Genomic DNA, 24,807 nt, shown 5'->3' with positions numbered 1-24,807 from the left:
CCCCCCCCCCCCCCCCCCCCCCCCCCCCCCCCCCCCCCCCCCCCCCCCCCCCCCCCCCCCCCCCCCCCCCCCCTTTTACACCCACACGCCGGCACACGCGATGTCAAGTTGTGACTGGCTTTTCAGACGTGTGCTCTACCGACCGCCCCCCGGGCGGCCGGCGCGCCGGCCGGCACGGCGCGCGTGACATCCGCCACGTCGCCGGCCGGCGCCGCCGCCATGCCCTCGGCCGCGAGCCCGGCGGACAAACCGGCCCGCACGCCCGCGGCACCCGCTGCCCGAACCTCGGGACGGGCGGCCGCCGCCGCCGCCGCCCGCGCCGCAGGGGGATCCGCCGCCCCCACCGCCTCCGCGGCGACGGTTCCCGAGCCCGCCGCGGTCCCCGAGCCGGCCGCGGTGGCCGAGCCGGCAGCCGCGGCCAGCACCCCTGCCACCACCGGTGGGCGCCGTCAGGCCGCCGCCACCACGGCGGCGAAGGGCAAGGCATCCGCGACCGAGGAGAACGAGAAAGTTACGGACAGCGACGCCGACACTGCCGCAGAGAAGTCGAACGCACCCGCTGCGTCACGAGGCCGCCAGAACACCGGCACCCGCGGGGGGGAACGTCCCGCAGGCGGTCGACGTGGACGCAAGTCAGTGCCAGCATGGGACGACATCGTCTTCGGCGCCCGACGGACCTAGAGCGGCCGGCGGGACCAGGACGAGTACAGTACGCGGCCCGAACAACGCCGCGGACGCCACGCCGCTCTGGATGCAATGACGCCACGAGAGCCGGCTGTGAGTAAACCGTCACATGGTCAGGTGGAACGTCTGACCGCCTAACACAGTTGGAGTAGATGTGACAGGGACTACCACGAAGCCGACGCTGACCAACCTCGATCGTTGCGACCGGTGCGGTGCCCAGGCATACGTGCGGGTGGTGCTGCCGGGCGGCGGAGATCTTCTGTTCTGCCGTCACCACGCCAAGTCGCACGACTCCAAGCTGCGCGAGATGGCGGTCGAGTACCACGACGAGACCGACAAGCTCAGCGTGTCCTGAACCTCGCGTTTCGATAGTCGGAGGGGCATGTCACCGAGGTGTGGCATGCCCCTTCCGCTCGCTGCCGGCGGACCTGCGCCGACCGACCCGCGCGCCGCGGCCCGCACCATCCACTGACGGGCCATCCCGGATCAGTGTGCTCGGCGCCAGTCCGGCGCCGTTGACCTCCATGGGCCTCACCAGGCCATACGGTGGGATCCGTGGCCACCGCGGGGAACGACGTGTCCACTCCCGTGGCACGCGGGCCGGCGCGAGGCCGGTCGGCTCGACTACTACGACGAGTCGTGGTCGGCGCGGTGCCGGGCCTGCGGTCGCGACTGCGGCGCCGCAGGGTGACGGCCAAGGCCAGGGTGCGCCACAGCGCCGTGTTCCGCCGCCTCGACCGTGAGCAGCGCCGGGTGCCTCGCGCGCCGCTGCGGCTGGTTCGCCGGACCGTCGCCAACGCCTGGCGGCATCGGGTCCTGGGCCTCGCCGCCGAGGCCGGGTTCTGGCAGCTGCTGTCGCTGCCGCCGCTGCTGTTGTCGCTGCTCGGCGCGCTCGGCTATGTCGCCGAGTCGATCGGGCACAACGCGCTCGGCACCATCCGCAACAGCATTCTGCGCGGTGCCGGCGACCTGCTCACCGAATCGGTGGTGGACGACGCGGTCCGGCCTACCGTCGACGAGATCCTCTCCCGGGGGCGCCCGGACGTCATCTCCATCGGTTTCGTGCTGTCCCTGTGGACCGGCTCGACGGCGATGGCGACGTTCGTCAACACCATCACGATCGCGTACGGCCAGCGTGATCTCCGCTCGGCGGTGCGCAGCCGGCTCCTCGCCCTCGGTCTGTTCCTGGCGCAGCTGACCAGCGGAGTGATCATTCTGCCGGCACTCGTCCTGGGCCCCGGCGTCATCTCGCGGATCCTCGACGCGGACCGGCACCCGTCCGTGGACCGGCTCCTGACCTCGTTGTTCTGGCCAGTGGTCGGCGCGGTCGCGCTGACGATGCTGACGTCGCTATACCACCTGTCGCTGCCGGTGCGCCGACCGTGGTGGCGGGCGTTGCCCGGGGCGACGCTCGCGCTGGTGTGCTGGCTGGTCGGCAGCTACGTCCTGCGCCTCTACCTGGAGTTCGTGTTCAGTCACGAGCTGGTCTACGGCTCGCTGGGCTCCCCCGTGGCGGCGCTGCTGTTCTTCTACATAACGGCGCTCGCGGTGCTGCTCGGCGCCGAGCTCAACGCCGCTCTCGACGAACGGTCCCGATCCGTCATGGTCGAGGACGCGCCCGAGCCACCAGGGCCACCGGAGCCACCAGGGCCACCGGAGCCGGCGGGATCCGACGGCCGGCCTCCCCGCGGGCACGAGCCCTGAGCGGAACTCCCCGGACCGCGAACGGCCCGCGCGGACCCGGTCAGTAGGTGCAGGAGCCGCTCGTCGACGGGGCCGGCGCGGCCGTGGTCGCCGCAGGCGCGGCGACTGGCCGGGTCCATGCCACGGGGATGCCGACACCGCCGGTGCCGCCCGGCCCGGCGGGTGTCGCGGGAACCGCCGCAAGCGCCCCCGCGGCGCCCGTCGTCTGGCTCACCCGACCGCCGAAGGGTTTCAGGAAGGCACCGAGCTGGGCGGGATCAAGGACCAGGACGCTCTGCCCGGCCCGAGTGCCCCCGGTGGCGGGAACGGTCGCGAAGGTGACCCCGCCCGAGCCGATCGCCTGCATGCGCACCGCGAGCAGCCGCAGGTCGGCGAGGGAGGTCTGGTCGTCCAGGGTGAGTGCGGAGGTGGCGGCGTCGACCACGTTGATCAGCTTGGCGGGGTTGAGCAGGGTGTCGGTCGCGGAGATGCGCCGGAACACGACGCCGAGGAACTGCTGCTGACGGCGGATCCGGTCGATGTCACTCTCCGGAAGTCCGTACCGCTGGCGCACGAACGCCAGCGCCTGCGCGCCGTTCAGCCGGTTCTCGCCCACCTGGCCGGAGAATCCGGAGAAGTGGTCATGCAGGTTGTCGAAGCCGCGGGCCCTGAGCTCGGGCGGCAGCTCCCTGATGCAGACCGTGACGCCGCCCAGCGCGTCCGTCATGCCCTGGAAGCCGACGAAGTCGATCTGCACGTAGTGGTCGACCCTGATCCCGGTCAGTCCCTCGATCGTGGACACGAGCAGGGACGGCCCGCCATAGGAGTAGGCCGCGTTCAGCTTCGACCGCTGCGCGGCGTGCTGGGTGCCGCGGGAGTCCGTGTAGGCCGGGATGCGCACCCACAGGTCCCGGGGAAACGAGATCAGGGTCGTCGAGCCGCTGGCGTCGAGGTGGGCGAGGATCGTCGTGTCCGAGCGCTGGCCCTCGGCCGCGCCGAACGCACCGTTCGTGCCGGCCCGGGAGTCCGAGCCGACGAGCAGGATGTTCTGGGTGCCGCCGCCGGCCTTCGCCGGCCGGTCCACGCCCGCGGAGAAGGTCAGTGGCACGTGCCGGACCCGCCCGTCGTAGTGGCGCAGCACCGCCCAGCCGGTCGTCGCGAGGATCAGCACGACGGCGGCCAGCACGGCGGCGACGGCGGTGAGGCCCCGGCGGACGCCGCCCCGGCGCGGCGCGGCGGGCTCGTCGGCCTCGGGCAGGTCGAGCCGGGTCGGCGGGATGCCCGCCCCGCCGCGGCGCCCCGCCCCCTCCCCCCGCGCGCGGGGATCGGCATAGGGGTCGCCCGCGTACCGGCCGTCGCCATGCCGGCCGTCGCCATTGCGGTCGTCGCCATTGCGGTCGTTGCCATTGCGGTCGTCGGGGGGAGGTGCGTACCGGTCGTCCGCCGGCGGACCGTAGGGGGTGGGCCGGCCCCGCGGGGCGTCCGCGGCGGCTGGGCCGCGGGCCCGGCGGGCTCCCGGGTCGCGGCGCTGCCACTGGCCGGCCGGCCACTGGTCGCCCGCGGACCCGCGGCGTGGATCTCGCCGGGCGCCACCACCGGGCTCTCCACGGTCCGCCCCGGGCGGGCCGTACCGCTCCGGCCGATCCGGAGGCCAGGTCATGGCAGCCTCCCCTCCCTCCACCGGGACGGGATCATCCGTTCCGGTGGCGCCGTCCTGTCGCGGGCACACCGTCCATGGCGAGCCGTCCCGCCGGCGCCGAGGGCCGGGTCACGGCCACACCGCGGCCCGGGACCGGCCCCGCTCGCCGCGGCGCCGGGCCTGGTCCTCGCCGCCACCGCGATCGTTCCCGCCGAGCAGTTCCGGCCAGCGGAGCCGTTCCGGTCAACGGACGAACGGAACAGTCCTGGACAGCCTCTCATCCCAGGCCACTTCGACACGCCGTAGATGCGTCCGGTCTGTGTCGGATGGCCGACGATGCCGGGCACGCGCGGCCGGGCGCCGGCGCCGTCGACGCGAAGCCCGACGGATGGTGACGTTCACGACATCACCGTTCGCACCCAGGGTCCCCGGTTCGGGTATCCCTCGCCGAGGTTCTGGCCGCGGACGATCCGGCGAGCCGGGCCGCCGGGGGCGTCCGCCGCGCGGAAAACCGTACTGCCGACAGTGCAGGAGTCAGCGCCCGGACCGAACCGACGGCGAGACGCGTCCTGAGGACCCCCGTCCACCACCTCACCTCGGCACGCCCGTCAACAGGCCACGACACGAGGTCACGAAACCGGCGTTATCACACTGTCGATACCACCGATCGCGCGTCGTCGTTAACGGATTCGCCGGGATGCGGCCCGAGCCGGACACGAGGCATCGTCGTGGCGCCCGCCGCGCGGAATATTCGCCGGCACGATCGCCGAGATGTCCGCCGATCGTGCCGGCGGACACCAGCCCGGGGACGCACTACCCGTCGAAGCCCGGCCGCCCTACCGTTAACGGTATGAGTGCCCACCCCGACCAAAGCACACCTGAGCCGGCCGCCCCGGGGGCGCCCGAGGGAGCCTCGGCGCAGCGTGACCAGAACGCCGCCGCAGTCGGCGAGGCGGACCTTGTCCGCACCCGCACCGATGTACCCGCCGGCGTCCGTGATTCCGGTGGCACCGAGGTTGATTCGTCTCCCGGGGACGGTGGTACCTCGGCCGGGGACGGGCCCGAACCCGCGGCGACTTCCGCCCGCGAACCCGGCCAGGCCAACCACGATGAGGAACCGCATGCCGCGTTTCGGCGATTTATGGCCACCGGCTGGGCGCCGATTGACGACGCTCTGCCATCCCGCGATGACTGTGCCCCCTACGCGGCGAAACGCCGGGCCTTGTTGGGATCGCGGTTCCCGACGGACGCCCTGGTAGTGCCGAGCGGGGCTCTGCGGGTCCGGGCAAACGACACGGATTATCCGTTCCGTCCGGGAAGTGACTTCTTCTGGTTGACAGGTTGTCATGAACCCGACGCCGTGCTGGTTCTGCTACCGAACGCGGCCGGGGAGCACCCGGCGACCCTCTATGTCCCCGGCCGCTCGGACCGATCCAGCTCGGCGTTCTACGCCGATCGGCGATACGGGGAACTGTGGGTGGGTCCCCGTCCCGGCGTCCCTGAGACGCAGGCCGCCCTGGAGATCGAGTGCCGGCCCCTGACCGAGCTTCCCGAGATGCTGGCCCGGCTGGCACCGGGAAACACCAGGGTGCTGCGCGGAATCGACCCGCTGGTGGACCGATCGGTGCTGCGGTGGACGGCCGGCCGGTCCGGCGACGACCGGGATCAGCAGCTTGCCCAGACGCTTTCCGAGCTGCGCCTGGTCAAGGATGACTTCGAGATCGCCCGCCTGGACGAGGCGGCCGCGGCCACGGCCCGCGGCTTCACCGAGTGCGTGGCAGAAATCGGCCACGCGATCGGGCTGCCCAACGGTGAACGCTGGTTGGAGGGCACCTTCTGGCGGCGGGCCAGGGTGGACGGCAACGACGTCGGATACGGCTCCATCGTCGCCTGCGGACACCACGCCACGACCCTGCACTGGGTGCGCGACGACGGCCCGGTGCGCCCCGGTGAGCTGGCCCTGCTCGACATGGGCGTGGAGGGAAGGTCGCTGTATACGGCGGACGTCACTCGCACGCTACCGATCACCGGCCGGTTCACGGACCTGCAGCGACAGGTCTACGACGTCGTACTGCGGGCGCAGCAGGCGGGCATCGAGGCGGTGCGCCCGGGGGCGTCGTTCCTGGACCCGCACCGTGCCGCGATGCGGGTCATCGCCACCGCGCTCGATGACTGGGGCCTGCTCGCGAACGGCGCGCAGGCCTCGTTGTCCGAGGATCCCCACGCCCCGGGCGCCGGGCTGCACCGGCGATACACCCTGCATTCCACGTCGCACATGCTCGGCCTGGACGTTCACGACTGTGCGCAGGCCCGCGACACGGCCTACCGGGACGCGGCGCTCGAGCCCGGGATGGTGCTGACCGTGGAACCGGGTTTGTACTTCCAGCCCGACGACCTCACCGTTCCCCCGGAGCTGCGGGGCATCGGCGTCCGGATAGAAGACGACATCCTGGTCACCAGGGACGGATGGCGGAACATGTCCGCCGCGCTTCCCCGAAGCCCGGAAGACGTCGAAAACTGGATGGGCAGACATCCGTCGAACTGACGGAACGCACAGAGTCGGCGACAGCCCGCTTCGGCGTGGGTGTCAATCGTTCCTGCCACACCGGCCTGGCCGGTGTGGCAGGAACCCAACCTGGCAAAACCTGATCAGCAGGTCCTCGGGCCGGTGGGCGCGCGACCCGCGGCCGAATACCGCGGGTGCGCCAGGTACTACGGGGTCCACTGCTTCGAGCCTCGACCCGGAAAAATCGTCAAGGCCAGGATCAGTGGGCCTTGTCGTACGCCTCGACGATGTTGGAGGCGATACGGCCACGGTCACTCACCGTGTATCCGTTGCTGCGCGCCCACTCACGAATGTCGGCGGTGCGGTCGGTTCCGCCGGTACGCCGCGAAGCGGCACGCACGCCACGCCGGCCGCCGGCCGCGCGGCCGCCGGAACGCCGGGCCGCGGTCACGAACGGCGCCAGCGACTCACGCAACTTCGTGGCGTTCTTCTCCGACAGGTCGATCTCATACTGCGCACCGTCGAGTCCGAAGCGGACAGTCTCGTCGGCCTCTTCTCCACTGAGATCGTCAATCAACGAGACGATGGTCTTCTGGGCCATGCCACTCTCCTTCAGGTCAGCGGACCGCAGAACTCACGCGTCTAGTATTACCACGAGAACACCGGGAACTGTCACGCCTGGGTTCGACAGACTCGCGGACTAGGGCCGCCGAACACCAAGACAGCGGTCTAGGCGCGCCGGTCACCTGACGGAGTGCGGAACCCAAAGACGGCGTCCAAGCCCGGCATGATAGGAGGCGATCATGTTCTGCGAATCACACCTTCCCCGCCGAAACGCCGACCGCAAGCGGACAGTTGGGCCGCCGTCGGCCGGCCGGCGGCCATGCCCGCTGACCTTGGGACACCGATCGTGTTCGTCTACCGACTCCACGGGCCATTGCCCGGCAATCGGCCGCCATCAGCCGACCGGTGCTTTGGGACGCGGTCGCCGCGAGCGGAACCGACCGGTACGAATGCCAAAGGGGATCGTGGCGGCGGATGAGTACGCCTGATTCCGGCGCCGGCCCTAAGCCTCGGCGCACGGACGAGTACCCACGGACGTGGGTGGTGGACGGTGCCAACGTGATTGGCGCCAAGGCGGACGGCTGGTGGCGTGACCGGCCGGCCGCCGCCCGGCGCCTGGTGACCGCAATAGCGGCATGGCTCGCCGGCTCCGCCGGGGGCACCCGGCCACCGGAGCCAGCCGAACGGCCGGCCCATGTCGTCGTCGTTCTGGAGGGAGCGGCGCGGGCCGGAGTCCCCGAGGGGATCGTCGAGGCACCCCCGGCACCGATCACGGCCGGAGAACCGGAAACCGCCGCCGGGAATCGCGGCGGTGCGGCCATCCCCACGCTCACCGTCTCCCATGCCACCGGGCACGGTGACGACGCCATCGTCGCGGCCGCCGGGGCGGCCGGGCCCCGCCCGCTCGTCATCACCTCGGACCGGGACCTCGTGCGCCGGGTGCGTGCGGTGGGCGCCGACACGCGCGGGGCGCGCTGGCTGTGGGACCACGTCGGGCGCTGAGCCACGCCGCGTGTCCCCGAGCGGCAGCCGGCGGCGCCCGCGGGCCAGCGAGGTCCCATCGGGTCTCCCTGCCCCTCTGGCGGCCCGCCGAACGAAGGCCAGGGAAAAACATCTCGGCATCGGCTCTCCGCCCGCTCCATGGCCCCCTGGGCCGCTTGGCGGGCCTAACCCGGGCGCGGCAACCAGGGACACCGAACCCGGGTGGTGCCGTGGACGGATGAGGACGCGCCGCTTTCGGCGACGTGGGGGCCTTCGTCAGGCTCCGCTCACCCGCGCGGTCGGACCGTCAGAATCAGGGGAACGGCGCCACGCCCCAGGACCGGCCGGCCGGCGCGCATCCGGCACCGTCCCGACCGCGGCCTGGCGACCACTGCTCCCGCCCGGACCAGCGAGCGCCGCGACGCCGCCGGGCAGGGCGTCAGACGGCGACGGACACCGGCCGCCGCGGGGGCGGGCCGGCGGCCAGGCGGGCGGCGTACCGGCCCTGGGCGACGCTGACCTCAAGGGGAATGCCGAAACAGTCCGACAGCCGGGGCGCGGTGAGCACCTCCGCGACCGGCCCGGCCGCCCGCACCTGACCGCCGCGCACCAGCAGGGCGTGGGTGACGCCGACCGGAATCTCCTCGACGTGATGGCTGACGAGAACGGTGACAGGCGCCGCCGGATCGGCCGCGAACCGGGTCAGCCGGCGCAGCAGCGCCTCCCTGGCGCCGAGGTCGAGGCCGGAGGCGGGCTCGTCGAGCAGGAGCAGCTCGGGGTCGGTCATCAGCGACCGCGCGATGAGCACCCGCTTGCGCTCGCCCTCCGACAGGGTGCCGAAGCGCCGGTCGCTCAGTTCGCGGCAGCCGAACTGCGTGAGCAGGGTGGCGGCGCGGGCGAGGTCGACCTCGTCGTACGGCTCGTCGCCGCGGCCGATCACCGACCAGCCCGCGGTGACCACCGCGTCGAGCACCCGCTCGTCCGGCGGCGGCGTCTCCACCAGCGCGGGACTGACGACGCCGACGCGGTAGCGCAGATCGAGGATGTTCACCGTGCCGAGCCGCTGGCCGAACAGATCGACCGCGCCGGAGGTGGGGAACAGCCGCCCCGAGGCGACCTGCAGGAGGGTCGTCTTGCCGGCGCCGTTCGGGCCGAGCACGACCCACCGCTGACCGGGCGACACCTCCCAGGTCACGTCCTGGATCAGGAACGATCCGTCCCGCACGACATTGACGCTGTCGAGGCGCAGCACCGCGTCCGGCATGCCGCCACGTTACGCGACCCGCACCCCGTTGGCGGCGTCAGGTCGCCGCCAACCGGGCCACATCGGCGCCACCGGGGCCCGACCGGGGGATGCCGGCCGGACCCTGGCGCGCGGCCCGGGTGCGCCCGGCCTCATTCCCCGGCGGGCGCGGGCGGCGCGGTGAGCTCGACCTCCGCCCAGACGACCTTTCCGTCGACGACAGGCCGGATGCCGTGCCGCGCGGCGAGCTGGGACACCAGGTCCAGGCCGCGGCCCGCCTCGTCGTCCGCGGCGGCGTGCCGGCGCCGGGGCAGCCGGCCGCCACCGTCGGCGACCTCGACGACGGCCCGTGTCCCGAGGCGACGCAACCGCACCGACAGCGGCGGCCGGCCATGCCGCACGGCGTTGCTGGTCAGCTCCGACAGCACGAGGACGATCGTGTCGACGATCTCCGCGGGCAGTCCGGCGTTCTCCAGCGCCAGCCGGCCCTGCGCCCGCACGGCCCGCAGGCTGGCCGCTCCCTCGACGGCGACGTCGAGCAGGACGGGGCCGGCCATCGACTCGTCGGGCAGACGGGCGAACAGCAGCGCGACGGCGTCGTCGTCGGCCGCCGGGTCGCCGCCCCGCCCCAGGCCCGCGCAGGCCGCGGTGACCAGCGCGTCGAGGCTGCCGCCCCGCCCGTCGCCGCCCCGCCCGTCGCCCGCACGGGCGAGGGCCGCCGCGAGGTCGGAGACGCCGGCGTCGGAGTCCCGGCCGCCGGCACGGACCAGGCCGTCGGTGAACAGCGCGATGAGATAGCCCGGTCCCAGCCGGACCGTGTACTCGGTGGCGGCGCCGGGGGCCGCCACATCCGCGCCGGCCGCCCCCAGCGGCGCGCCGACCGCCATGTACAGCCGCGACACCAGCCCGTCGGGGGCGACGACCACGGGCGGCGGATGTCCGGCGCTGGCGAGCGTCAGCACCCCGGTGTCGAGTTCGGCGATCGCGTAGATGCAGGTCGCGCCCTGCTCGCCGGGCAGGTCGGCGACGACGCTGTCGAGCAGCGCCAGCACGTCGCCCGGCGGGAGGTCGAGGCGGGCACAGGCCCGGGCCGCCGCCCGCAGCTGCGCCATCGCGGCCGTCGCGGCCACTCCCCCGCCACCGGCCTCCCCGATCACCAGGGCGACCCGGCCGGCACCGAGGTCGATGAGGTCGGACCACTCGCCCCCCGCCGCCCCGGCGCCGCCCGCCGGCAGGTAGCGGGCCGCGACCTGCAGGCCGGCGGGCACGGCGGCCCGCGCGCCGCGCAGCGTCTCGTGCAGTCCGGCGGCCTCGCCGCGGACGGATCGGTCCTGGTCGAGCCGGGCCAGGGCGGTGCCGGCGCGCGCCGCGAGCTCGGTGAGGAAGGCGACGTCGTCGGCACCGAACGGGGCCCGGTCCCCGGTCAGGGTCAGGCTGACGACGGCGGCGACGCCGCCCGGGCCCGGCACGGGCAGCACGGCGGTCGTGTGCGCGTCGACCTGGCGCAGCCACCGGGCCACGTCGGCCGGTGGGTCCCAGCCGCCCGCGGCGTGGATCAGTATCCGGCCGACGCCGTCGACCGCCACCTGTCGGAACGGGTTGGCCGGCGCGGCGAGTGCCGCGGCCCAGGCGGCCGCCGGCGGCGCGCTCACCCCCGCTTCCCGCACCGCGCCCGCCCGCGGCGCGTCGGCCACGGCGAAGGGCACGAGGTGCGGCGCGAACCGCCCGTCACCGCTCCCGGCCGGCTCGGCCGCCGGCTGTGCGGGCGGCTCGGTGCCGGCAACCGCGTCAGGTCGCGCGCCCCCGTCGGAGCCGGTGGAGCCGTCGGAGCCGGCGCCCACCTCGGACCCGGCGCCCGCGTCGGCCTGGGCACGGACGCCCGCGCCGCCGCCGGGGCCTCCCCCGCCATCCGTGTTCGCAATGTCACCGTCGGCGATAACACTGGTCTCGGGGCTGACTGCGGCGCCCATCGCGGACAGGGCGGCCGGCGCCGGCACCGCGCCGGGGACGATCGCCGGCGCCCCGGGCGCGCCGGACGGTTCGACGACGAGGTGCAGCGCGCACACATCCGCGACCTCATCGGCGAGCAGACTCACGAAGGCTCGCAGTGCCTGGTGGGGATCGCCGGCGGCCGTGACGGTCGCGGTGGCCCGGGTGAGCAGGTCCAGCCGGGCGTCGGCCCGCTCGCGGGCCACCCGCTGCGCGCGCGCCGCGTTCAGCGCGTCCTCGCCCTCGGCGAGGTCGGCGAGCAGGCGCTCGTGGTCGGTGGCGCGCCCGATCGCGCGGGCGGCCGCCGCGGCGAGGCCGGCCAGGTGGGCGCGCTCCGCGGCGTCGAAGGCACGCGACGCCGGGAAGCCGAAGGTCACCACTCCGAACGGGGAGCCGTCCGCGCCGACGAGGGGCAGCAGCGCCCACGCCTGCTCGCCGGCCGCCGCGACCGTGTCCGCGAGGCCGGTGATCGGCCAGCGGGTGAGCAGCTCCTCCCGGTCGGCCAGAAACAGCGCCCGCCCGCCCCGGACAACCTCGGCGACCGGGTGCACGGCGCCGAGGGCGACGTCCGGCCAGGACGCCGGCCGGCCCGCGCCCGTGCTCGCGCCTTGCGGCACGCGCACGAACCGCAGCTCGTCGCGGTCCGGGTCGACCAGCGCGACGCCCCGCGACAGCGCCCGGGCCGCCTGACCGCCGGTCCCGAGCAGCGCGACGACGACCTCGTCGACCGTGCCCGCGGCGGCCAGCGCGGCCGAGAAGCGACCGCTGGACTCCACCCGGCCGTCCGCCGCCTGGGCCTGGGCCCTGGCCTCCTCGGCGCGCCGCCCGGCGGCGGCCGCCTGCTCGACGACGGCGTCGACCCGCCGCGTGGCCTGCTCGAGCTGCTCGGCGGACTCCTCGGCCTGCCGCCGCGCCGCCTCGACCTGACGCTCGGCCGCCTCCGCGCGATCGTCCGTCTCCTGCGCCCGCGCGTCCGCGGCCTCGGCCCGGTCGACGGCCGCCTGGGCGCGCAGGTCGGCGACCTCCGCCCGCCGCTCGGCGGCCCGGATCCGCCCTTCGGCCGCCTCGACGTCCTCCGTCGCCGATCCGGCGCGCCGCTCGGCGTCCTCGATTCGCGCCTCGGCGGCGCCCGCCCGCGCCTCGGCCGCCTCGATCAACCGCTCCGCGGTACCCGCCCGTTGCTCCGCCGCCCCGATCAACTGCTCGGCGGTACCGGCTCGCTGCTCGGCTGCCTCGACCTGCTGCCCGAGCGCCTCGACCAACTGCTCGGCGGTACCGGCTCGCTGCTCGGCTGCCTCGACCTGCTGCCCGAGGGCCTCGACCAGCCGCTGCGCCGCCTGGGCCCGCTGCTCGACCGCCTCGGCCTGCTGCCCGACCGCCTCGGCCTGCTGCTCCGCCGCCCGCACCCGCTGCTCCGCCGCGTCGCGGCGTTCCTCGGCCGTCCGCGCCCGCGCCTCGGCAGCGTCCGCACGCTGCTCGGCCGTCTCGGCGCGCTGGCCGGAGGCCTGGACCTGCTGCTCCGTCGCGAGCGCCCGCGCCTCGGCGGCGTCCGCGCGGCCGGTCGCCTCGGCCCGGGCGGCGTCGGCGCCGCGCTGTGCGGTGAGATCGCGGACGACGCCCAGCCACTCCGGCGGCCGTCCGTCGCCGGCGCGCGGCGCGTCCCCGCCGGCACCTGCCCCGGTCGCGGCGGGCACGGGCAGCACCCGCGCGGCGACGATCCGCGGGCCGGTCCCGCCGCCGGCCGTGGGCTCAGCGAGCCGAAACTCGGCCTCGAACACCTCGCCGCGTTCCAGCGCCCCGTGCCAGGCCCGGGCGACCCGATCCCGGTCGTCGGGATGTACGCCCGCCAACCAGCCGCTGCCGGTCAGGTCCGCCGGGCGCTGGCCGGTCACCGCCCGCCAGCCAGGCAGGTCGACGTCGAGCCCGCCGTCGGCGCCGGCGTGGAAGACGTCGGTGCCGCCGGCGTCCACGAGCGCGCGGTAGCGGGCCTCGACCCGCACCCGCTCCCGCTCGGCGGCCTGCATCCCGGTGACGTCCAGTGCGACGAAGGCGACGCCCACCGGGCCGAGCTGCGGCTCGCTCACCGGGAACCAGCTGGCCAGCCAGGTGCGCGCGGGCGCGCCGACGGCGCCGGCGACCCCCACCTCCAGGTCGACGACCGGCTCGCCGGTGAGCAGGACCCGGCCGAGCAGGTTGTCGAGCTCCTGGCCGGTGTCACCGAGCACCTCGCTCACCGTCCGGCCGAGATGGTCGCGGGCGGGGCGGCGGTCCAGCCGGGCCAGCGTCTCGTTGACCCGGAGGAACCGGCCGGCGCGGTCGAGCAGCGCGAGGCCGACCGGCGCGCGGGCGAACAGCGCGTCGAGCATCGCGTACGCCGCGGCCGCCGGATCGACCCCGGTGGCGCCGCTCGCCGCCGCGCTGCCCCGGCCCACGCCGGGCTGGCCAGGGCCGGTCGGGCGCTCCGCCGACGCGCGCCGCGGGCCGGTGCCGTCGATGACGTCGCGCACCCCCTCCGCGGGTCCCAGCGGCTCACTACGCGGCACCATCGGCCAGCCGGCGGGCAGCACCGGCACGTCCCGCCCGGCGCCCCGCTCCGACTCCGGGCCCGTCGCGGCTGCCGCCGTGATGGCGGCGGACGCCACCTCGGCGTCGGAGACCGCGCCCGGCGCCGTCGGCAGCCCCACGGGGCCGGACATCGGCACCAGCGCCGCCCTGCCGGGTGCCCCCGCACCGGGCACACCCATGGCCCGGACGGGCCCCACGTGATCCAACTGGGGCCCCCCGAAATCGCTGGACGCAGGCCGGGCGGGGGGCTGCTCGGAGTACGGCGACGTCATGGGAGACGATTGTGGCCGGTGTGACCATGTTGTGCCGAACCGCCCCGCGCCGCCGCCATGTCGGTGCCTGGCAGGACGGGAGCCCAGAACCGCCGCGGACCGGCGTCCGCGCGGGGCGTGGACCGGCCGGCCATCACCTCCGCGGACAGGACGGTGACACGCCCGGTCGAGACCACCACCGGGTCAAGAGTGAGATGAACCACCTCGGGGAGGTCGTCGGCCAGCCGGCCGAGGCGCAACAACAGGTCCTCGAGCGCCGCCACGTCGACCGGGCTCGACCCGTGATAGCCCAGCAGCAGCGGCGCCGCCCGCACCGAGCGCACCAGCCGGGCCGCGTCGACGTCGGTGAGCGGCAGGATGTGGTGGACCCGGTCCCCCAGCAGCTCGGTCGCCGGGCCGGACAGGCCGAAAGACACCAGCGGGCCGTACTGCGGATGCTCCTCCGAGCCGACGACCACGGACACGCCGACCGGCGCCATCCGCTGCACGGCGATCGGCAGATCCGGCCCGAGCTGCTCGCGCAGCGACGTCCAGGCGGCGCGCACCGCCGCCGCGTCGGGCAGGTCGAGCCGCTGGCCTCGCAGGTCCGGCCGGTGCCGGTAGGGCCGGGCCCGGGCCTTGAGCGCGACCGGATAGCCGAGCCCGTCGGCCACCTCGACGGCGCGGCTCGCCGAGGTCACGACCGGGGCCGGCTGCACGGTGATGCCGTAGCAGTCCAGCAGCGCCGCGGCCTGCTCGTCGGGCAGCCGCCCGGACTGGCCGGTGACGAGGGCGCGGGCGTCGCCGCCGCGGACGATGAACGGCGGCACGGTGCCGGACGGCTGGGCTCGCCACTGCGCGTAGCCGACCGCCCGGCGCAGCGCGGACACCGCCGCCTCCGGCGACGGGTAGGCCGGGACGCCGGTCAGCTCGGGCGGCAACGCGACGCCCTGCAGGGCGAGCAGCAGCGGCACCGTGATCCGCTGGGCCGCCTCGGCGACGGCGGCCGACACCGGCAGGGGCGTGGCGGTCGGCAGCCGGACCAACGTGACGATCACCGCGTCCGCCCGGCGCGCCGCCGCCAGCACGGCGGCGGTGAACGCCGCGGGATCGCCGCCGCCGGGCAGCAGCACCTCCTCGGCGACGAGCCCGGCGGCGTCCGCGGCGTGCGCGGTGAGCCGGACCAGCGCCCGCGAGTCGCCGACGACCGCGACCCGGCCACCTGTCGGCGGCGGCTGGGAGGTGAGCAGCAGCGCCACGTCGAACGCCTGGGAGATGCGGTCCACCCCGATCACCCCGGCCTGGCGCAACAGCGCGTCGTCGAGGGCCGAGCGTCCGGAGTAGACCGTCACGACCGGCTTGCGGCGGCCGAGCTGGCGGGCGAGCCGGGCGAACTTGCGCGGATTGCCGAACGTCTCCAGATGCATGATCACCGCGTCGGTGTCGGCGTCCTGCTCCCAGTACTGGAGCAGGTCGTTGCCGCTCACGTCGGCGCGGTCCCCGGCGGAGACGAACACCGACAGCCCCACCCCGCGCGCGGCGGCGGCCTCCAGAATCGCGCCGCCGAACGGTCCGGACTGCGAGTAGCAGCCGATCCGCCCGGCCGGCGGCATCCACGGCACCATGGAGGCGTTGAGCCCCACCGCCGGGTTCTGCAGGCCCATGCTCGCCGGGCCGACGACCCGCATGCCGTCGGCCCGGGCCTCGGCGGCCAGGGCGTCGTCGGCGGCGTCGTCGCGCTGGTCGGTGAGCACGACCAGACCCCAAACCCCGGCCCGCCCGCACGCGGCGACGACGGCCGGCACCCGCGCCGGCGGCACGCACACCACGGCGAGGTCCACCGGCCGGGGCACCTCCTCGATGCCGGCGTACGCGCGGATGGAGGCCACCGCGGTGCCCGCCGCGGCCGCCCCCGGGTTGACCGGGTACACCGGGCCGTCGAAGCCACCGGCGAGCAGGTGGCGCAGCACCGCGTTGCCGACCGAGTCGGCGCGGCGGCCGGCGCCGATGACGGCGATCGCCCGCGGGTGCAGCAGCCGGCCGATCGAGGCGGCCTCGGCGCGGTGCTCGCGGGCTCGCATCACCTCGACCGAGCGCTCCGTGGGCGTGATCGCGAACGACAGCCGCACGGCGCCGGAGTCCCAGGCCCGCGACACGGTGTAGCCGGCCTCGAGGAAGACCCGGATCATCTGGCGGTTCTCACCGAGGACGTCCGCGTCGAAGCGTCGGATCCCGCGGTCCCAGGCGGCGGCGGCCAGATGCTCGAGCAGGATCGAGCCGAGCCCGCGACCCTGCTGGGCGTCCTCCACCAGGAAGGCGACCTCGGCCTGGGTCGGCAGCGCCGTATCCTCCACCGCTGTGCTGCCCTCCCAGTGCGCCACCGCGACCAGGTCGTCGCCGATCATCGCGACGAGGGCACCGCGCCGCTGCTGATCGACGACCGTCATCCGGTGGATGTCCTCGTCGGTCAGGGCACCGCGGGCGGTGAAGAAGCGGAAGTAGATCGACTGGGCGGACAGCCGGCTCCAGAACACCCGCAGCAGCGGGCCGTCCGTGGGCAGAATGGGCCGGACGTGGGCGGTGCCGCCGTCCGCGAGGATGACATCGGCCTCCCACTCGGCCGGATACCTGCTGGCCGGACGCGTGGGCGCGGACCGGTCCCGGCTCGGATCGCGCTCGGCGTTCACCGCGGCGCGCTCACCGGTCCACTGTCGGGTCCAGGCCGTGCAGCGGGAGCACTGCCCGCCGGGTCTCGGCGACCGCCCGGTCCAGGGGGTTGTCGGGGTCGCCCTCGCCGGCGTCCCAGGGGCGGTAGCGCACGCTGACACCGTCGCCGAGGGTGCGTGGCATGCCGACGGTACCGCCGATGGAGACCTCGCCGGTCGCCGCCCGCACCCGCTGCGGGGCCGCGGCCCGCCACTGCGGCGGCAGCTCGGTGCCGGGTTCCAGGGTGTGGTGGGCGGCGACGGCCAGCAGCTGGGTCCACGCCCGCGGGACCACGGCGTCCAGCGCGTAGCCACCGCCGCCGCAGGCCAGCCAGCGGCCGTCGCACAGCTCGTGGGACAGCGCGTGCAGCGCCTCGTAGGACGCCCGCTGCCCGTCGACCGACATCCGCAGGTCGGCCAGCGGATCCAGGAGGTGGGTGTCGCAGCCGTGCTGGGTCACGAGGACCTGCGGGCGGAAGGCGCGCAGCAGGACCGGGACGACGCCCGAGTAGGCCCGCAACCAGCCGGCGTCATCGGTGCCGGGAGGTAACGCGACGTTGACGGAGGTGCCGCGCGCGTTCGGTGATCCGCACTCGTCGGCGTAACCCGTGCCGGGGAACAGGGAGCGGCCGCACTGGTGCAGCGAGATCGTCAGCACCCGCGGGTCATCGTAGAACGCGGCCTGCACGCCGTCACCGTGGTGGACGTCGATGTCGACGTAGGCGACGCGGGTCGCGCCGGCCGACAGCAGCCAGGCGATCGCGATCGCCGGGTCGTTGTAGATGCAGAAGCCGCTGGCCATCCCCGCCATCGCGTGGTGCAGGCCGCCGGCGAGCGACACCGCGTGCCGGGGCGGCCCCGACCAGACCGCCCGGGCCGCCTCGATCGTCCCGCCAGTGATCAGTGCCGCGGCCTCGTGCATCCGGGTGAAGATCGGATTGTCGCTGGTACCGAGGCCGAACAGGGCGGCCATCCGGGCCCGGGCGGGATCGGGCGCGGCTCGCACCGCGCTGAGGTAGATCGGGTCGTGGACGAGCTCGATCAGCTCGTCCGCGGCCAGGCTGGGCGTCGCCATCCGCAGCCCGGGCGCGTCGAGGACGCCCAGCTGGCTGGCGAGGTCCATGGTCAGGCCAAGCCGGACCGGATGCATCGGATGCTGCGGGCCGAAGTCGTAGTGCGCCATCGCCGGGTCCCAGGCCAGCACGGTGGGTTCGGCGGCGGGCTCGTCGGGTGCGGGCGGCGCGGGTTCGGCCACCGCGGCCGGGCCGACGCGGGCAGCCCGCTCGGGCCCACTCGTTCTGGCCGGATCCCGCGGGCCGGCGGGACGGCCGGCATGGCTGCCCCGCGTGGCGTCGCCCACCCGCCGCGTCCCGACGGGGCGCTGCGTCTCATCCGGCACTGTCACCTCACCCGGCACTGTCACCTCTTGACGGTAGCCCGAAGTGATACCCACGGGCAGCCCCAGCAATGAACACCGCCGATCACCGCACCCCCGAGGTTGACCATCATCCCGCCCGAAATGCCCTAGGGTCAGTCTCCGTGGCAGCAGACGGAACCGCACAGCGGCCTCTCGGGCCGGGCGTCGTGGGCGGCGCCCCGACGACCGGCGCACCCCGGACGCGCCCCGGCACGCCGCTGTGGCAGCCCTCCGCCGGGCGCGTCCAGCGGGCCGCGGTGACGGCATACCGCGGCTGGCTCGCCGCCGAGCGAGGCGTGTACCTCGACGACGACGCCGCGCTGTGGCAGTGGTCGGTCACCGAGATCGAGGCCTTCTGGGAGTCGATCTGGGAGTTCTGCGCGGTCGAGGGCGAACGCGGCGGCGGCCCGGCCCTCACCGAGCGTGTGATGCCGGGCGCCTCCTGGTTCCCCGGCGCGCGGGTCAACTACGCCGAGAACGCGTTGACCCGCCGCGGCCCCGCGCCCGCCGTGATCGGCGTGCGGGAGGACGGCGCCACCGTCGTCGTGTCCTGGGACGAGCTGCGCCGGCAGGTGGGCCGCGCCGCCGCCGGGCTGCGCGCCCTCGGCGTCACCGAGGGCGACCACGTCTGCGCGGTGCTGCCGAACACCGTGTACGCCGTCGTGGCGATGCTCGCCACCGCGAGCATCGGGGCGGTCTGGTCGTCCTGCTCCCCCGAACTCGGCGCGCACGCCCTGTCGTCACGTTTCGCGCAGATCGCGCCGAAGGTCCTCATCGGCGTCGACGGCTACACCTACGGCGGCCGCGGGTACGACACCCTGGCCGCGCTCGCCGGGCTCGCCGCGGACCTGCCCGAGCTCGCGGCGACGGTGATCGTGCCGTACCTGTCGCCGGACGCCTTCGCCCGCGCCCGGGAGGCCGGCCTGCCGGGTCTGCTCACCTGGGACGAGCTGATGGCCACCGAGGACACCGGGGCGGCGTTCACCCGGGTCGCCTTCGACGCGCCGCTGTGGATCCTGTACTCATCCGGCACCACCGGCCCGCCCAAGCCGATCGTCCACGGGCACGGCGGCGTTCTGCTGGAGCATCTCAAGGCGCTGGCACTGCACCTCGACCTCGGCCCCGACGACCGGTTCTGCTGGTACACCACCACCGGCTGGATGATGTGGAACTACCTCGTCTCCGGCCTGCTCGTCGGCGCCACGGTGGTGCTCTACGACGGCGCCCCCGGTTACCCGACGCTCGGCACCCAGTTCGGGCTCGCCGAGGCGCTGGAGGTGACCTGCCTCGGCACCTCCGCCGCCTACCTGACCTCCTGCCGAGACGCGGGGCTCGTTCCCCGGGAGGAGGCCGACCTGTCCCTGGTCCGCACGCTCGGGTCCACCGGGTCGCCGCTGCCCGCCGCCACCTGCGCGTGGGTGTACGAGGCCGTCGGCTCCGACGTGTTCCTCTCGTCGATCAGCGGCGGCACGGACGTGTGCACGGCGCTCGTCGCGGGGCTGCCGACCGGGCCGGTGCGGGCCGGTGAGATCGGCTCCCGGGCGCTGGGGTGCGCCGTCGCCGCCTTCGACGCCGAGGGCAAGGAGGTCGTCGACGAGGTCGGTGAGCTCGTCGTCACGGAACCGATGCCGTCAATGCCGCTGTCCTTCTGGGGTGATCCGGACGGCAGCCGGCTGCGGGAGAGCTACTTCTCGACCTACCCCCGCATCTGGCGCCACGGCGACTGGATCCGGATCACCGAGGACGGGGCCGTCGTCGTCGAGGGTCGCTCCGACGCGACGCTCAACCGCCTCGGTGTGCGGATCGGCACGGGGGAGCTCTACAGCGTCGTCGAGCAGCTGCCCGAGGTGCGCGACAGCGTCGCGGTGGACGTCTCGGACGCCGCCGGCGGCGGGGGGCTGCTGCTGTTCGTCGCGCTCACCGAACCGGGTCTGACGGAGGAGCTGGTGGCGCGGATCCGCGAGACGCTTCGTACGGAACTCAGCCCACGGCACATCCCGGACAAGATCATCGAAATCGCCGAGGTGCCGCGGACCCTCACCGGCAAGAAGCTGGAGGTGCCGATCAAGCGGCTGCTCACCGGCGCCGCGCTCGACGACGTGGTGAGCCTGGACGCGGTGGCGAACCCGGCGGCACTGGTGGCGTTCGCGGCCGCGGCGGAACGGATCCGCACGCCGGACGTAGACGACGAAGCCGGATCTTCGCTGTCGACCAGCGAAGATCCGGCTCTTTGATCACGCGGCGGCGCCGTCACCGGCGCGCCGCGCTCCCACCTGGGTGCCACCCGAGACCGCACACGTGCCCGCCTCGTCGGCGGGGTCGAGACCGCCGGGGGTCAGTCGAGGAACTCCCGAAGGCGTCCGGCGACCGCGGGCTTGCGCAGCTCGCGCAGCGTGTCGCGCTCGATCTGGCGGATCCGCTCCCGGGTCAGCCCGAGCCGGTTACCCACCTCGGCGAGGGTGTGCTGCTTGCCGTCGGCGAGGCCGAACCGCAGCCGCATCACCTCCCGCTCCCGCGGGTTGAGCCCACCGAGAACGTTCTCGATCTCGTCCTGCATGGCGCCGTAGGAGGCGGCGTCCGCCGGCGAGGTCGCGTCCGAGTCCTCGATGAAGTCACCGAGCACGGAGTCACCGTCGTCACCGACGGAGGTCTCCAGGCTGACCGTGTCCTGCGCGTAACGGCGCAGCTCGACGACCTGCTCGATCGGCATGTCCAGCTCGAGCGCGAGCTCCTCGTCGGTCGGCTCACGACCGAGCGTGGAGACGAGCTGGCGCTGCAGCCGGGTGATCTTGTTGATCTGCTCGACCACGTGCACCGGGATGCGGATGGTCCGCGCCTGGTCGGCGAGCGCCCGGCCGATGGCCTGACGGATCCACCAGGTCGCGTAGGTCGAGAACTTGTATCCCTTCGCGTAGTCGAACTTCTCCACCGCGCGAATGAGACCGAGGTTGCCCTCCTGGACCAGGTCCAGCAGGGTCATCCCGCGGCCGCTGTACTTCTTCGCGACGGAGACGACCAGGCGCAGGTTCGCCGACACCAGCTGCTGCTTGGCGGCGTGACCGTCCTTGACGAGCAGACCGAGGTCCCGCCGGAGGTCGGCGGGCAGGTCGGGGACGGCCTCCAGCTTGTGCTCGGCGAACAGGCCGGCCTCGACCCGCTTGGAGAGCTCGACTTCCTGGGCGGCGTTGAGCAGCGGCACCTTGCCGATCTCGCGCAGGTACATGCGCACGAGGTCGGCGGTGCCGGCGTGCTCGGCGGTGGAGCGACTGACGGCGGTGGCGTCGTCGGTCCTCTCGCCTTCCTCCTCCTCGAGGAGTTCGACGCCGGCGGCGTTGAGCCGCGCGATGAGCGCGGGCAGCAACTCGAGGCCGATGTCGGCGGCCTCGAGCGCGTCCCGAAGCTCGGCGCGGCTGATCTCGCCGTCCTTGCGGCCACGGGCGATGACCTCGGCGACGGCGCTCACATCGAGCTCGTCGCCGTCGTCAGGGACCGCGGCCAGCGAGCGGCTGGAGGTACGGGCAGTGGAAGCGGGCCGGCGAGAGCGGCGCGTGCTACGCGGGCGGTTCTCGTCGGCGCGCTCGGCAAGTTCCAGGGCAGGCAGCGTCATCAGTGGCAAATCCGATGGTCGGTGCGGGTGGGACGTCTGTTTCCGTGCACATGGGAGGCAACGAACGAAGTCGCGGAACCATTCCCCGTGCAGGCGCACCCGGACATCAGCGATCGCCGGGCCTACCGGCAGTGTAGACCCAAGCCCTCGAGCCGCTGAACTCGCTGTCGCGAAGACTACCTGTCAGATCCCGTCGTGTGGCGCGTTCAGCGAACTATCTTGACCTTCTCGCGTGGCGAGACGGCGTCCGACGACCACGGCCATCAGCTGTGAGTGTCAGATCGCCTACCAAGCGTAAGAGTCTGTCGTCGACTGCCATCCGCGCCACATTGTCGGACCACTACCGCCATCGGGCCGGGGCCCGCCGCATGCCCGCCGAGAGGTGCCGGGCAGCCCCCGAACGGCGATACCTGAACGGCCACCACCCGCCCCGACGCGACCGTACGTGTCCGATCAGTGGCCGACGGCTGCCCACCCGCGGGCCAGCCGCAGCGGCGGGGTGACTCCGGGACACACGCACCGTTAGGAAGGCCACACCCGGCACGGCCTTCCCGCGCGCGAGCGAGGACGCCGCTACTCTCACACGATGCCCGTCCCCAGCCTCCCCGCAGAGCTGGCGGCGCTTCGCGAGACCGCGGTCTCGGTGCTGCGCGGCAACGACCTCGGCGACATCACCCGCCCCTCGCCGACGCTGTACCCCCATCAGTGGCTGTGGGACTCCTGCTTCATCGCCATCGGGCTGCGCCACCTCGACCCGCAGCGGGCCGCGGCCGAGATCCTCTCGCTGCTGCGCGGGCAGTGGCCCAGCGGCATGATCCCGCATGTGATCTTCGCGGAGACCACGGACTTCTATCACGCCGGGCCGCAGCGCTGGCGGTGCGATCGGGTGACGACGACGGCCGGTGGCGCGCAGAGCACGGGCGTCACGCAGCCGCCGATGATCGCCGAGGCGGCGGTGCGGGTCGGCGAGATGATGACGGACTCGGCGCGCGCCGCGTTCTACCGCCAGCTGTATCCCGGCCTGCTGCGCTTCCACCAGTGGCTCTACACCGAGCGCGACCCGGACGACGACGGCCTCGTCTCCCTGGTCCACTCCTGGGAGTCGGGCATGGACAACACCCCGACCTGGATGGAGATCACCCGCCCGGCCGCGCCGCTGGCGGTGCGGGCGCTGCGGCGGATCAACGGCGACGACGCGCTCGACGCGCTGCGCCGCGACTCCAAGGAGGTGCCGCCGGACGAGCGGCTCACCTCCGGCGACCTGTTCACGCTCTACCGGATCGTGCGCGAGCTGCGCGGGGCGCACTACGACTTCCGCGAGATCCGGCGCACCATCGTCCCGCTCGTGCAGGACGTCGCGTTCAACGCGATCCTCATCCGCGCGAACGAGCACCTGACCGCCATCGCCGCCGAGATCGGCGAGGTCATCCCGGCCGGGCTGCGCCGGTCGATGCGCCGCTCCCGGGAGGCGATCGGCCAGCTCGTCGTCGACGGCGTCTACTACAGCCGCGACTTCCGCACCCGCACCCTGCTGCGCCACGAGACGATCGCCGGCCTGCTGCCGCTCTACGCGGGCGTCGTGCCCGAGGACCGGGTCGACGGCATGGTCAAGACGCTCACCTCGCCGCGCTACTGCGCCCGCTTCGGCGTCGCGAGCGTCCCGCTGGACGACCCGGCCTTCCTGCCCCGCTGCTACTGGCAGGGCCCGGTCTGGGTGAACATGAACTGGCTGATCGCCGACGGCCTGGAGCGCTACGGCCGCCTCGACGCCGCCGACGACCTGCGCCGCAACACCGTCGACGTGATCGCCGCCTCCGGCGCGATGTACGAGTACTACTCCCCGCTCGACGGCTCCGGCGCGGGCAGCAACCGCTTCTCCTGGACGGCCGCCCTCCTGCTCGACCTGCTCGCCACCGCCCGCTGACCCCCGCTCAGAGGCGATCAGCTGGGAGCAGGGCGAACGCGTCGAATCTCCGGCTCAGCGGAGTGATGGCCCGGAAGTGACGCTCGTCGGTCGTCAGGATCTCGTTCGTGTCGTAGCGGTCCGCCAGTACGGCGTTGAACGCGTCGGTGATTCCGATCTTCAGATCACGGTGCCGCGCGACCAGGCTCCGCGCGGAGCGGACATCGTCGGCGTCGACCTCGGCGATCTCGTAGGCACCGCCGGTCAGGTCATCGATCGCCGCCAACTCCTGGGCGACTCCGACCTTGGCCAACACCATGTAGTCGATCTCGGCAATGACGAAGGGAGAGATCACCGGCGGCTCCATGACCGCACGCAGGATGCTCTGAATCGCGCCGCACAACGGGTGTCGGGCGGCCGTCCCGGCAAGGTAGCCCGACGTGTCGACGATCAGGCGTCCCACAGCCCGTCCTCCAGCCCCGCGGCTCCGAACCCGGCGGACAGATGATCGTCCACATCATCGGCGAACGACGGGTCCACATCGAACCGTGGGGGATTCGGCCGGGGGCGCTCGGGCTCCTCCGCCAACAGCCTGTTGATCGCATCCCGGATGAGATCCGCCTCGCTGCGATGCTGCCTGTGGGCGGCGGCCGACAGCCGCCGCTTGGCGTCCAGCGACAGGTACACGGTCGTCCGCGTCATCGCCATGCCATATATGGTAGTCCTCACCCCACGCGACGCGGCTCTTGATGTCGAGACGCTTGACTTCGATATGATAGTCACCACACGTGAAGGCTATATCGACATCGGCGGGATGGGCGTGGCGTACACCGGTAAGATCACAAGCGCGGAGTCGCTGGGGCGCATCCTGGCGCAGGCGCGAATGCTGTCAGGGATGAGCCAGCGTGAGCTCGCGCGCCAGCTGGGCACGACGCAGAAGTACATCTGGGAGCTGGAGGCCGGCAAGCCATCGATCCTGATGGACCGACTCTTCGCCGCCATGCGCGCGACCGGCATGGAACTGAGCGCCACCGTCACCCCCCCGGACGAACGCGGTCAGGACTGACAGC

At 74.0% G+C, this 24,807-nt stretch carries 17 protein-coding genes; 7 read left to right on the top strand and 10 right to left on the bottom strand.

The features are described 5' to 3' along the window. Window positions 1-122: 122 nt before the first annotated feature. Window positions 123-425, bottom strand: coding sequence for a hypothetical protein (locus AC6EXY_RS26945; RefSeq protein WP_499842427.1), 303 nt, complete (start codon window positions 423-425; stop codon window positions 123-125). Window positions 426-838: 413 nt separating this feature from the next. Between AC6EXY_RS26945 and AC6EXY_RS26940 the strand changes: the two genes are divergently transcribed. Continuing rightward, on the top strand, window positions 839-1,039 hold the full coding sequence (locus AC6EXY_RS26940) for a DUF7455 domain-containing protein (protein WP_009742431.1): 201 nt from the start codon (window positions 839-841) through the stop codon (window positions 1,037-1,039). Window positions 1,040-1,239: 200 nt separating this feature from the next. Beyond that, entirely contained in the window at window positions 1,240-2,388 is a 1,149-nt protein-coding gene (locus AC6EXY_RS26935) for a YihY/virulence factor BrkB family protein (protein ID WP_243407673.1), read from the top strand. A 40-nt stretch (window positions 2,389-2,428) separates the two neighbouring features. Here AC6EXY_RS26935 and AC6EXY_RS26930 read toward each other — a convergent pair whose 3' ends face one another. Further along, on the bottom strand, window positions 2,429-4,027 hold the full coding sequence (locus AC6EXY_RS26930; RefSeq protein ID WP_499818408.1) for an LCP family protein: 1,599 nt from the start codon (window positions 4,025-4,027) through the stop codon (window positions 2,429-2,431). A gap of 1,120 nt (window positions 4,028-5,147) precedes the next feature. On the opposite strand from AC6EXY_RS26930, the gene AC6EXY_RS26925 reads away from it, so the two are divergent. After that, window positions 5,148-6,551: an aminopeptidase P family protein gene (locus AC6EXY_RS26925; RefSeq protein WP_101832594.1), complete on the top strand. Its 1,404-nt coding sequence runs from the start codon at window positions 5,148-5,150 to the stop codon at window positions 6,549-6,551. A 220-nt stretch (window positions 6,552-6,771) separates the two neighbouring features. Here the strand turns inward: AC6EXY_RS26925 and AC6EXY_RS26920 are convergent, their stop codons facing one another. Continuing rightward, window positions 6,772-7,113 carry a histone-like nucleoid-structuring protein Lsr2 gene (locus AC6EXY_RS26920; RefSeq protein WP_011437876.1) on the bottom strand — a complete coding sequence of 114 codons (342 nt, stop codon included), beginning with the start codon at window positions 7,111-7,113 and terminating at the stop codon, window positions 6,772-6,774. 521 nt (window positions 7,114-7,634) lie between these two features. On the opposite strand from AC6EXY_RS26920, the gene AC6EXY_RS26915 reads away from it, so the two are divergent. Then, window positions 7,635-8,078: a hypothetical protein gene (locus AC6EXY_RS26915; RefSeq protein ID WP_243407675.1), complete on the top strand. Its 444-nt coding sequence runs from the start codon at window positions 7,635-7,637 to the stop codon at window positions 8,076-8,078. 418 nt (window positions 8,079-8,496) lie between these two features. Here the strand turns inward: AC6EXY_RS26915 and AC6EXY_RS26910 are convergent, their stop codons facing one another. The 4 genes from AC6EXY_RS26910 to AC6EXY_RS26895 form a co-directional block, all read right to left on the bottom strand. Continuing rightward, window positions 8,497-9,321, bottom strand: a complete 825-nt coding sequence (locus tag AC6EXY_RS26910; RefSeq protein ID WP_101832596.1) for an ABC transporter ATP-binding protein — start codon at window positions 9,319-9,321, stop codon at window positions 8,497-8,499. Window positions 9,322-9,452: 131 nt separating this feature from the next. Then, window positions 9,453-13,985 carry a SpoIIE family protein phosphatase gene (locus tag AC6EXY_RS26905; RefSeq protein WP_243407676.1) on the bottom strand — a complete coding sequence of 1,511 codons (4,533 nt, stop codon included), beginning with the start codon at window positions 13,983-13,985 and terminating at the stop codon, window positions 9,453-9,455. A 137-nt stretch (window positions 13,986-14,122) separates the two neighbouring features. Continuing rightward, a complete protein-coding gene (locus AC6EXY_RS26900) occupies window positions 14,123-16,792 on the bottom strand; it encodes a bifunctional acetate--CoA ligase family protein/GNAT family N-acetyltransferase (RefSeq protein WP_101832598.1) in 2,670 nt (889 codons plus the stop codon). 10 nt (window positions 16,793-16,802) lie between these two features. Beyond that, window positions 16,803-18,170, bottom strand: a complete 1,368-nt coding sequence (locus AC6EXY_RS26895) for an acetoin utilization protein AcuC (RefSeq protein WP_499842426.1) — start codon at window positions 18,168-18,170, stop codon at window positions 16,803-16,805. A 224-nt stretch (window positions 18,171-18,394) separates the two neighbouring features. Between AC6EXY_RS26895 and AC6EXY_RS26890 the strand changes: the two genes are divergently transcribed. Then, window positions 18,395-20,461: an acetoacetate--CoA ligase gene (locus AC6EXY_RS26890; RefSeq protein WP_243407691.1), complete on the top strand. Its 2,067-nt coding sequence runs from the start codon at window positions 18,395-18,397 to the stop codon at window positions 20,459-20,461. A 101-nt stretch (window positions 20,462-20,562) separates the two neighbouring features. Here the strand turns inward: AC6EXY_RS26890 and AC6EXY_RS26885 are convergent, their stop codons facing one another. After that, the gene (locus AC6EXY_RS26885) at window positions 20,563-21,834 is read right to left on the bottom strand and encodes an RNA polymerase sigma factor (RefSeq protein WP_101832600.1); all 1,272 of its coding nucleotides are present in this window, start codon (window positions 21,832-21,834) and stop codon (window positions 20,563-20,565) included. A gap of 586 nt (window positions 21,835-22,420) precedes the next feature. Between AC6EXY_RS26885 and AC6EXY_RS26880 the strand changes: the two genes are divergently transcribed. Then, entirely contained in the window at window positions 22,421-23,758 is a 1,338-nt protein-coding gene (locus tag AC6EXY_RS26880; protein WP_101832601.1) for an amylo-alpha-1,6-glucosidase, read from the top strand. Window positions 23,759-23,765: 7 nt separating this feature from the next. On the opposite strand, the gene AC6EXY_RS26875 is transcribed toward AC6EXY_RS26880, so the two are convergent. Together AC6EXY_RS26875 and AC6EXY_RS26870 are read right to left on the bottom strand one after the other, a co-directional pair. Continuing rightward, a complete protein-coding gene (locus tag AC6EXY_RS26875) occupies window positions 23,766-24,200 on the bottom strand; it encodes a PIN domain-containing protein (protein ID WP_101832602.1) in 435 nt (144 codons plus the stop codon). Further along, the gene (locus AC6EXY_RS26870) at window positions 24,188-24,445 is read right to left on the bottom strand and encodes a ribbon-helix-helix domain-containing protein (RefSeq protein ID WP_101832603.1); all 258 of its coding nucleotides are present in this window, start codon (window positions 24,443-24,445) and stop codon (window positions 24,188-24,190) included. The genes AC6EXY_RS26875 and AC6EXY_RS26870 overlap by 13 nt, the downstream gene beginning before the upstream one ends. A 7-nt stretch (window positions 24,446-24,452) precedes the next feature. On the opposite strand from AC6EXY_RS26870, the gene AC6EXY_RS26865 reads away from it, so the two are divergent. Continuing rightward, the gene (locus AC6EXY_RS26865) at window positions 24,453-24,803 is read left to right on the top strand and encodes a helix-turn-helix domain-containing protein (protein WP_243407678.1); all 351 of its coding nucleotides are present in this window, start codon (window positions 24,453-24,455) and stop codon (window positions 24,801-24,803) included. Window positions 24,804-24,807 lie beyond the last annotated feature (4 nt).

It is taken from the genome of Frankia sp. RB5 (assembly GCF_059816245.1).
Note: the sequence above shows the minus strand (reverse complement) of the source record. Positions and strands in the feature narration are given on the sequence as shown.

Excerpts from the sequence above, each read along its gene's own strand:
- AC6EXY_RS26930 (WP_499818408.1), bottom strand. The coding sequence starts at position 4,027 with ATGACCTGGCCTCCGGATCGGCCGGAGCGGTACGGCCCGCCCGGGGCG.
- AC6EXY_RS26925 (WP_101832594.1), top strand. The coding sequence starts at position 5,148 with ATGGCCACCGGCTGGGCGCCGATTGACGACGCTCTGCCATCCCGCGAT.
- AC6EXY_RS26920 (WP_011437876.1), bottom strand. The coding sequence starts at position 7,113 with ATGGCCCAGAAGACCATCGTCTCGTTGATTGACGATCTCAGTGGAGAA.
- AC6EXY_RS26910 (WP_101832596.1), bottom strand. The coding sequence starts at position 9,321 with ATGCCGGACGCGGTGCTGCGCCTCGACAGCGTCAATGTCGTGCGGGAC.
- AC6EXY_RS26905 (WP_243407676.1), bottom strand. The coding sequence starts at position 13,985 with ATGTCCGGCCCCGTGGGGCTGCCGACGGCGCCGGGCGCGGTCTCCGAC.
- AC6EXY_RS26885 (WP_101832600.1), bottom strand. The coding sequence starts at position 21,834 with ATGACGCTGCCTGCCCTGGAACTTGCCGAGCGCGCCGACGAGAACCGC.
- AC6EXY_RS26880 (WP_101832601.1), top strand. The coding sequence starts at position 22,421 with ATGCCCGTCCCCAGCCTCCCCGCAGAGCTGGCGGCGCTTCGCGAGACC.
- AC6EXY_RS26870 (WP_101832603.1), bottom strand. The coding sequence starts at position 24,445 with ATGGCGATGACGCGGACGACCGTGTACCTGTCGCTGGACGCCAAGCGG.
- AC6EXY_RS26865 (WP_243407678.1), top strand. The coding sequence starts at position 24,453 with ATGGTAGTCCTCACCCCACGCGACGCGGCTCTTGATGTCGAGACGCTT.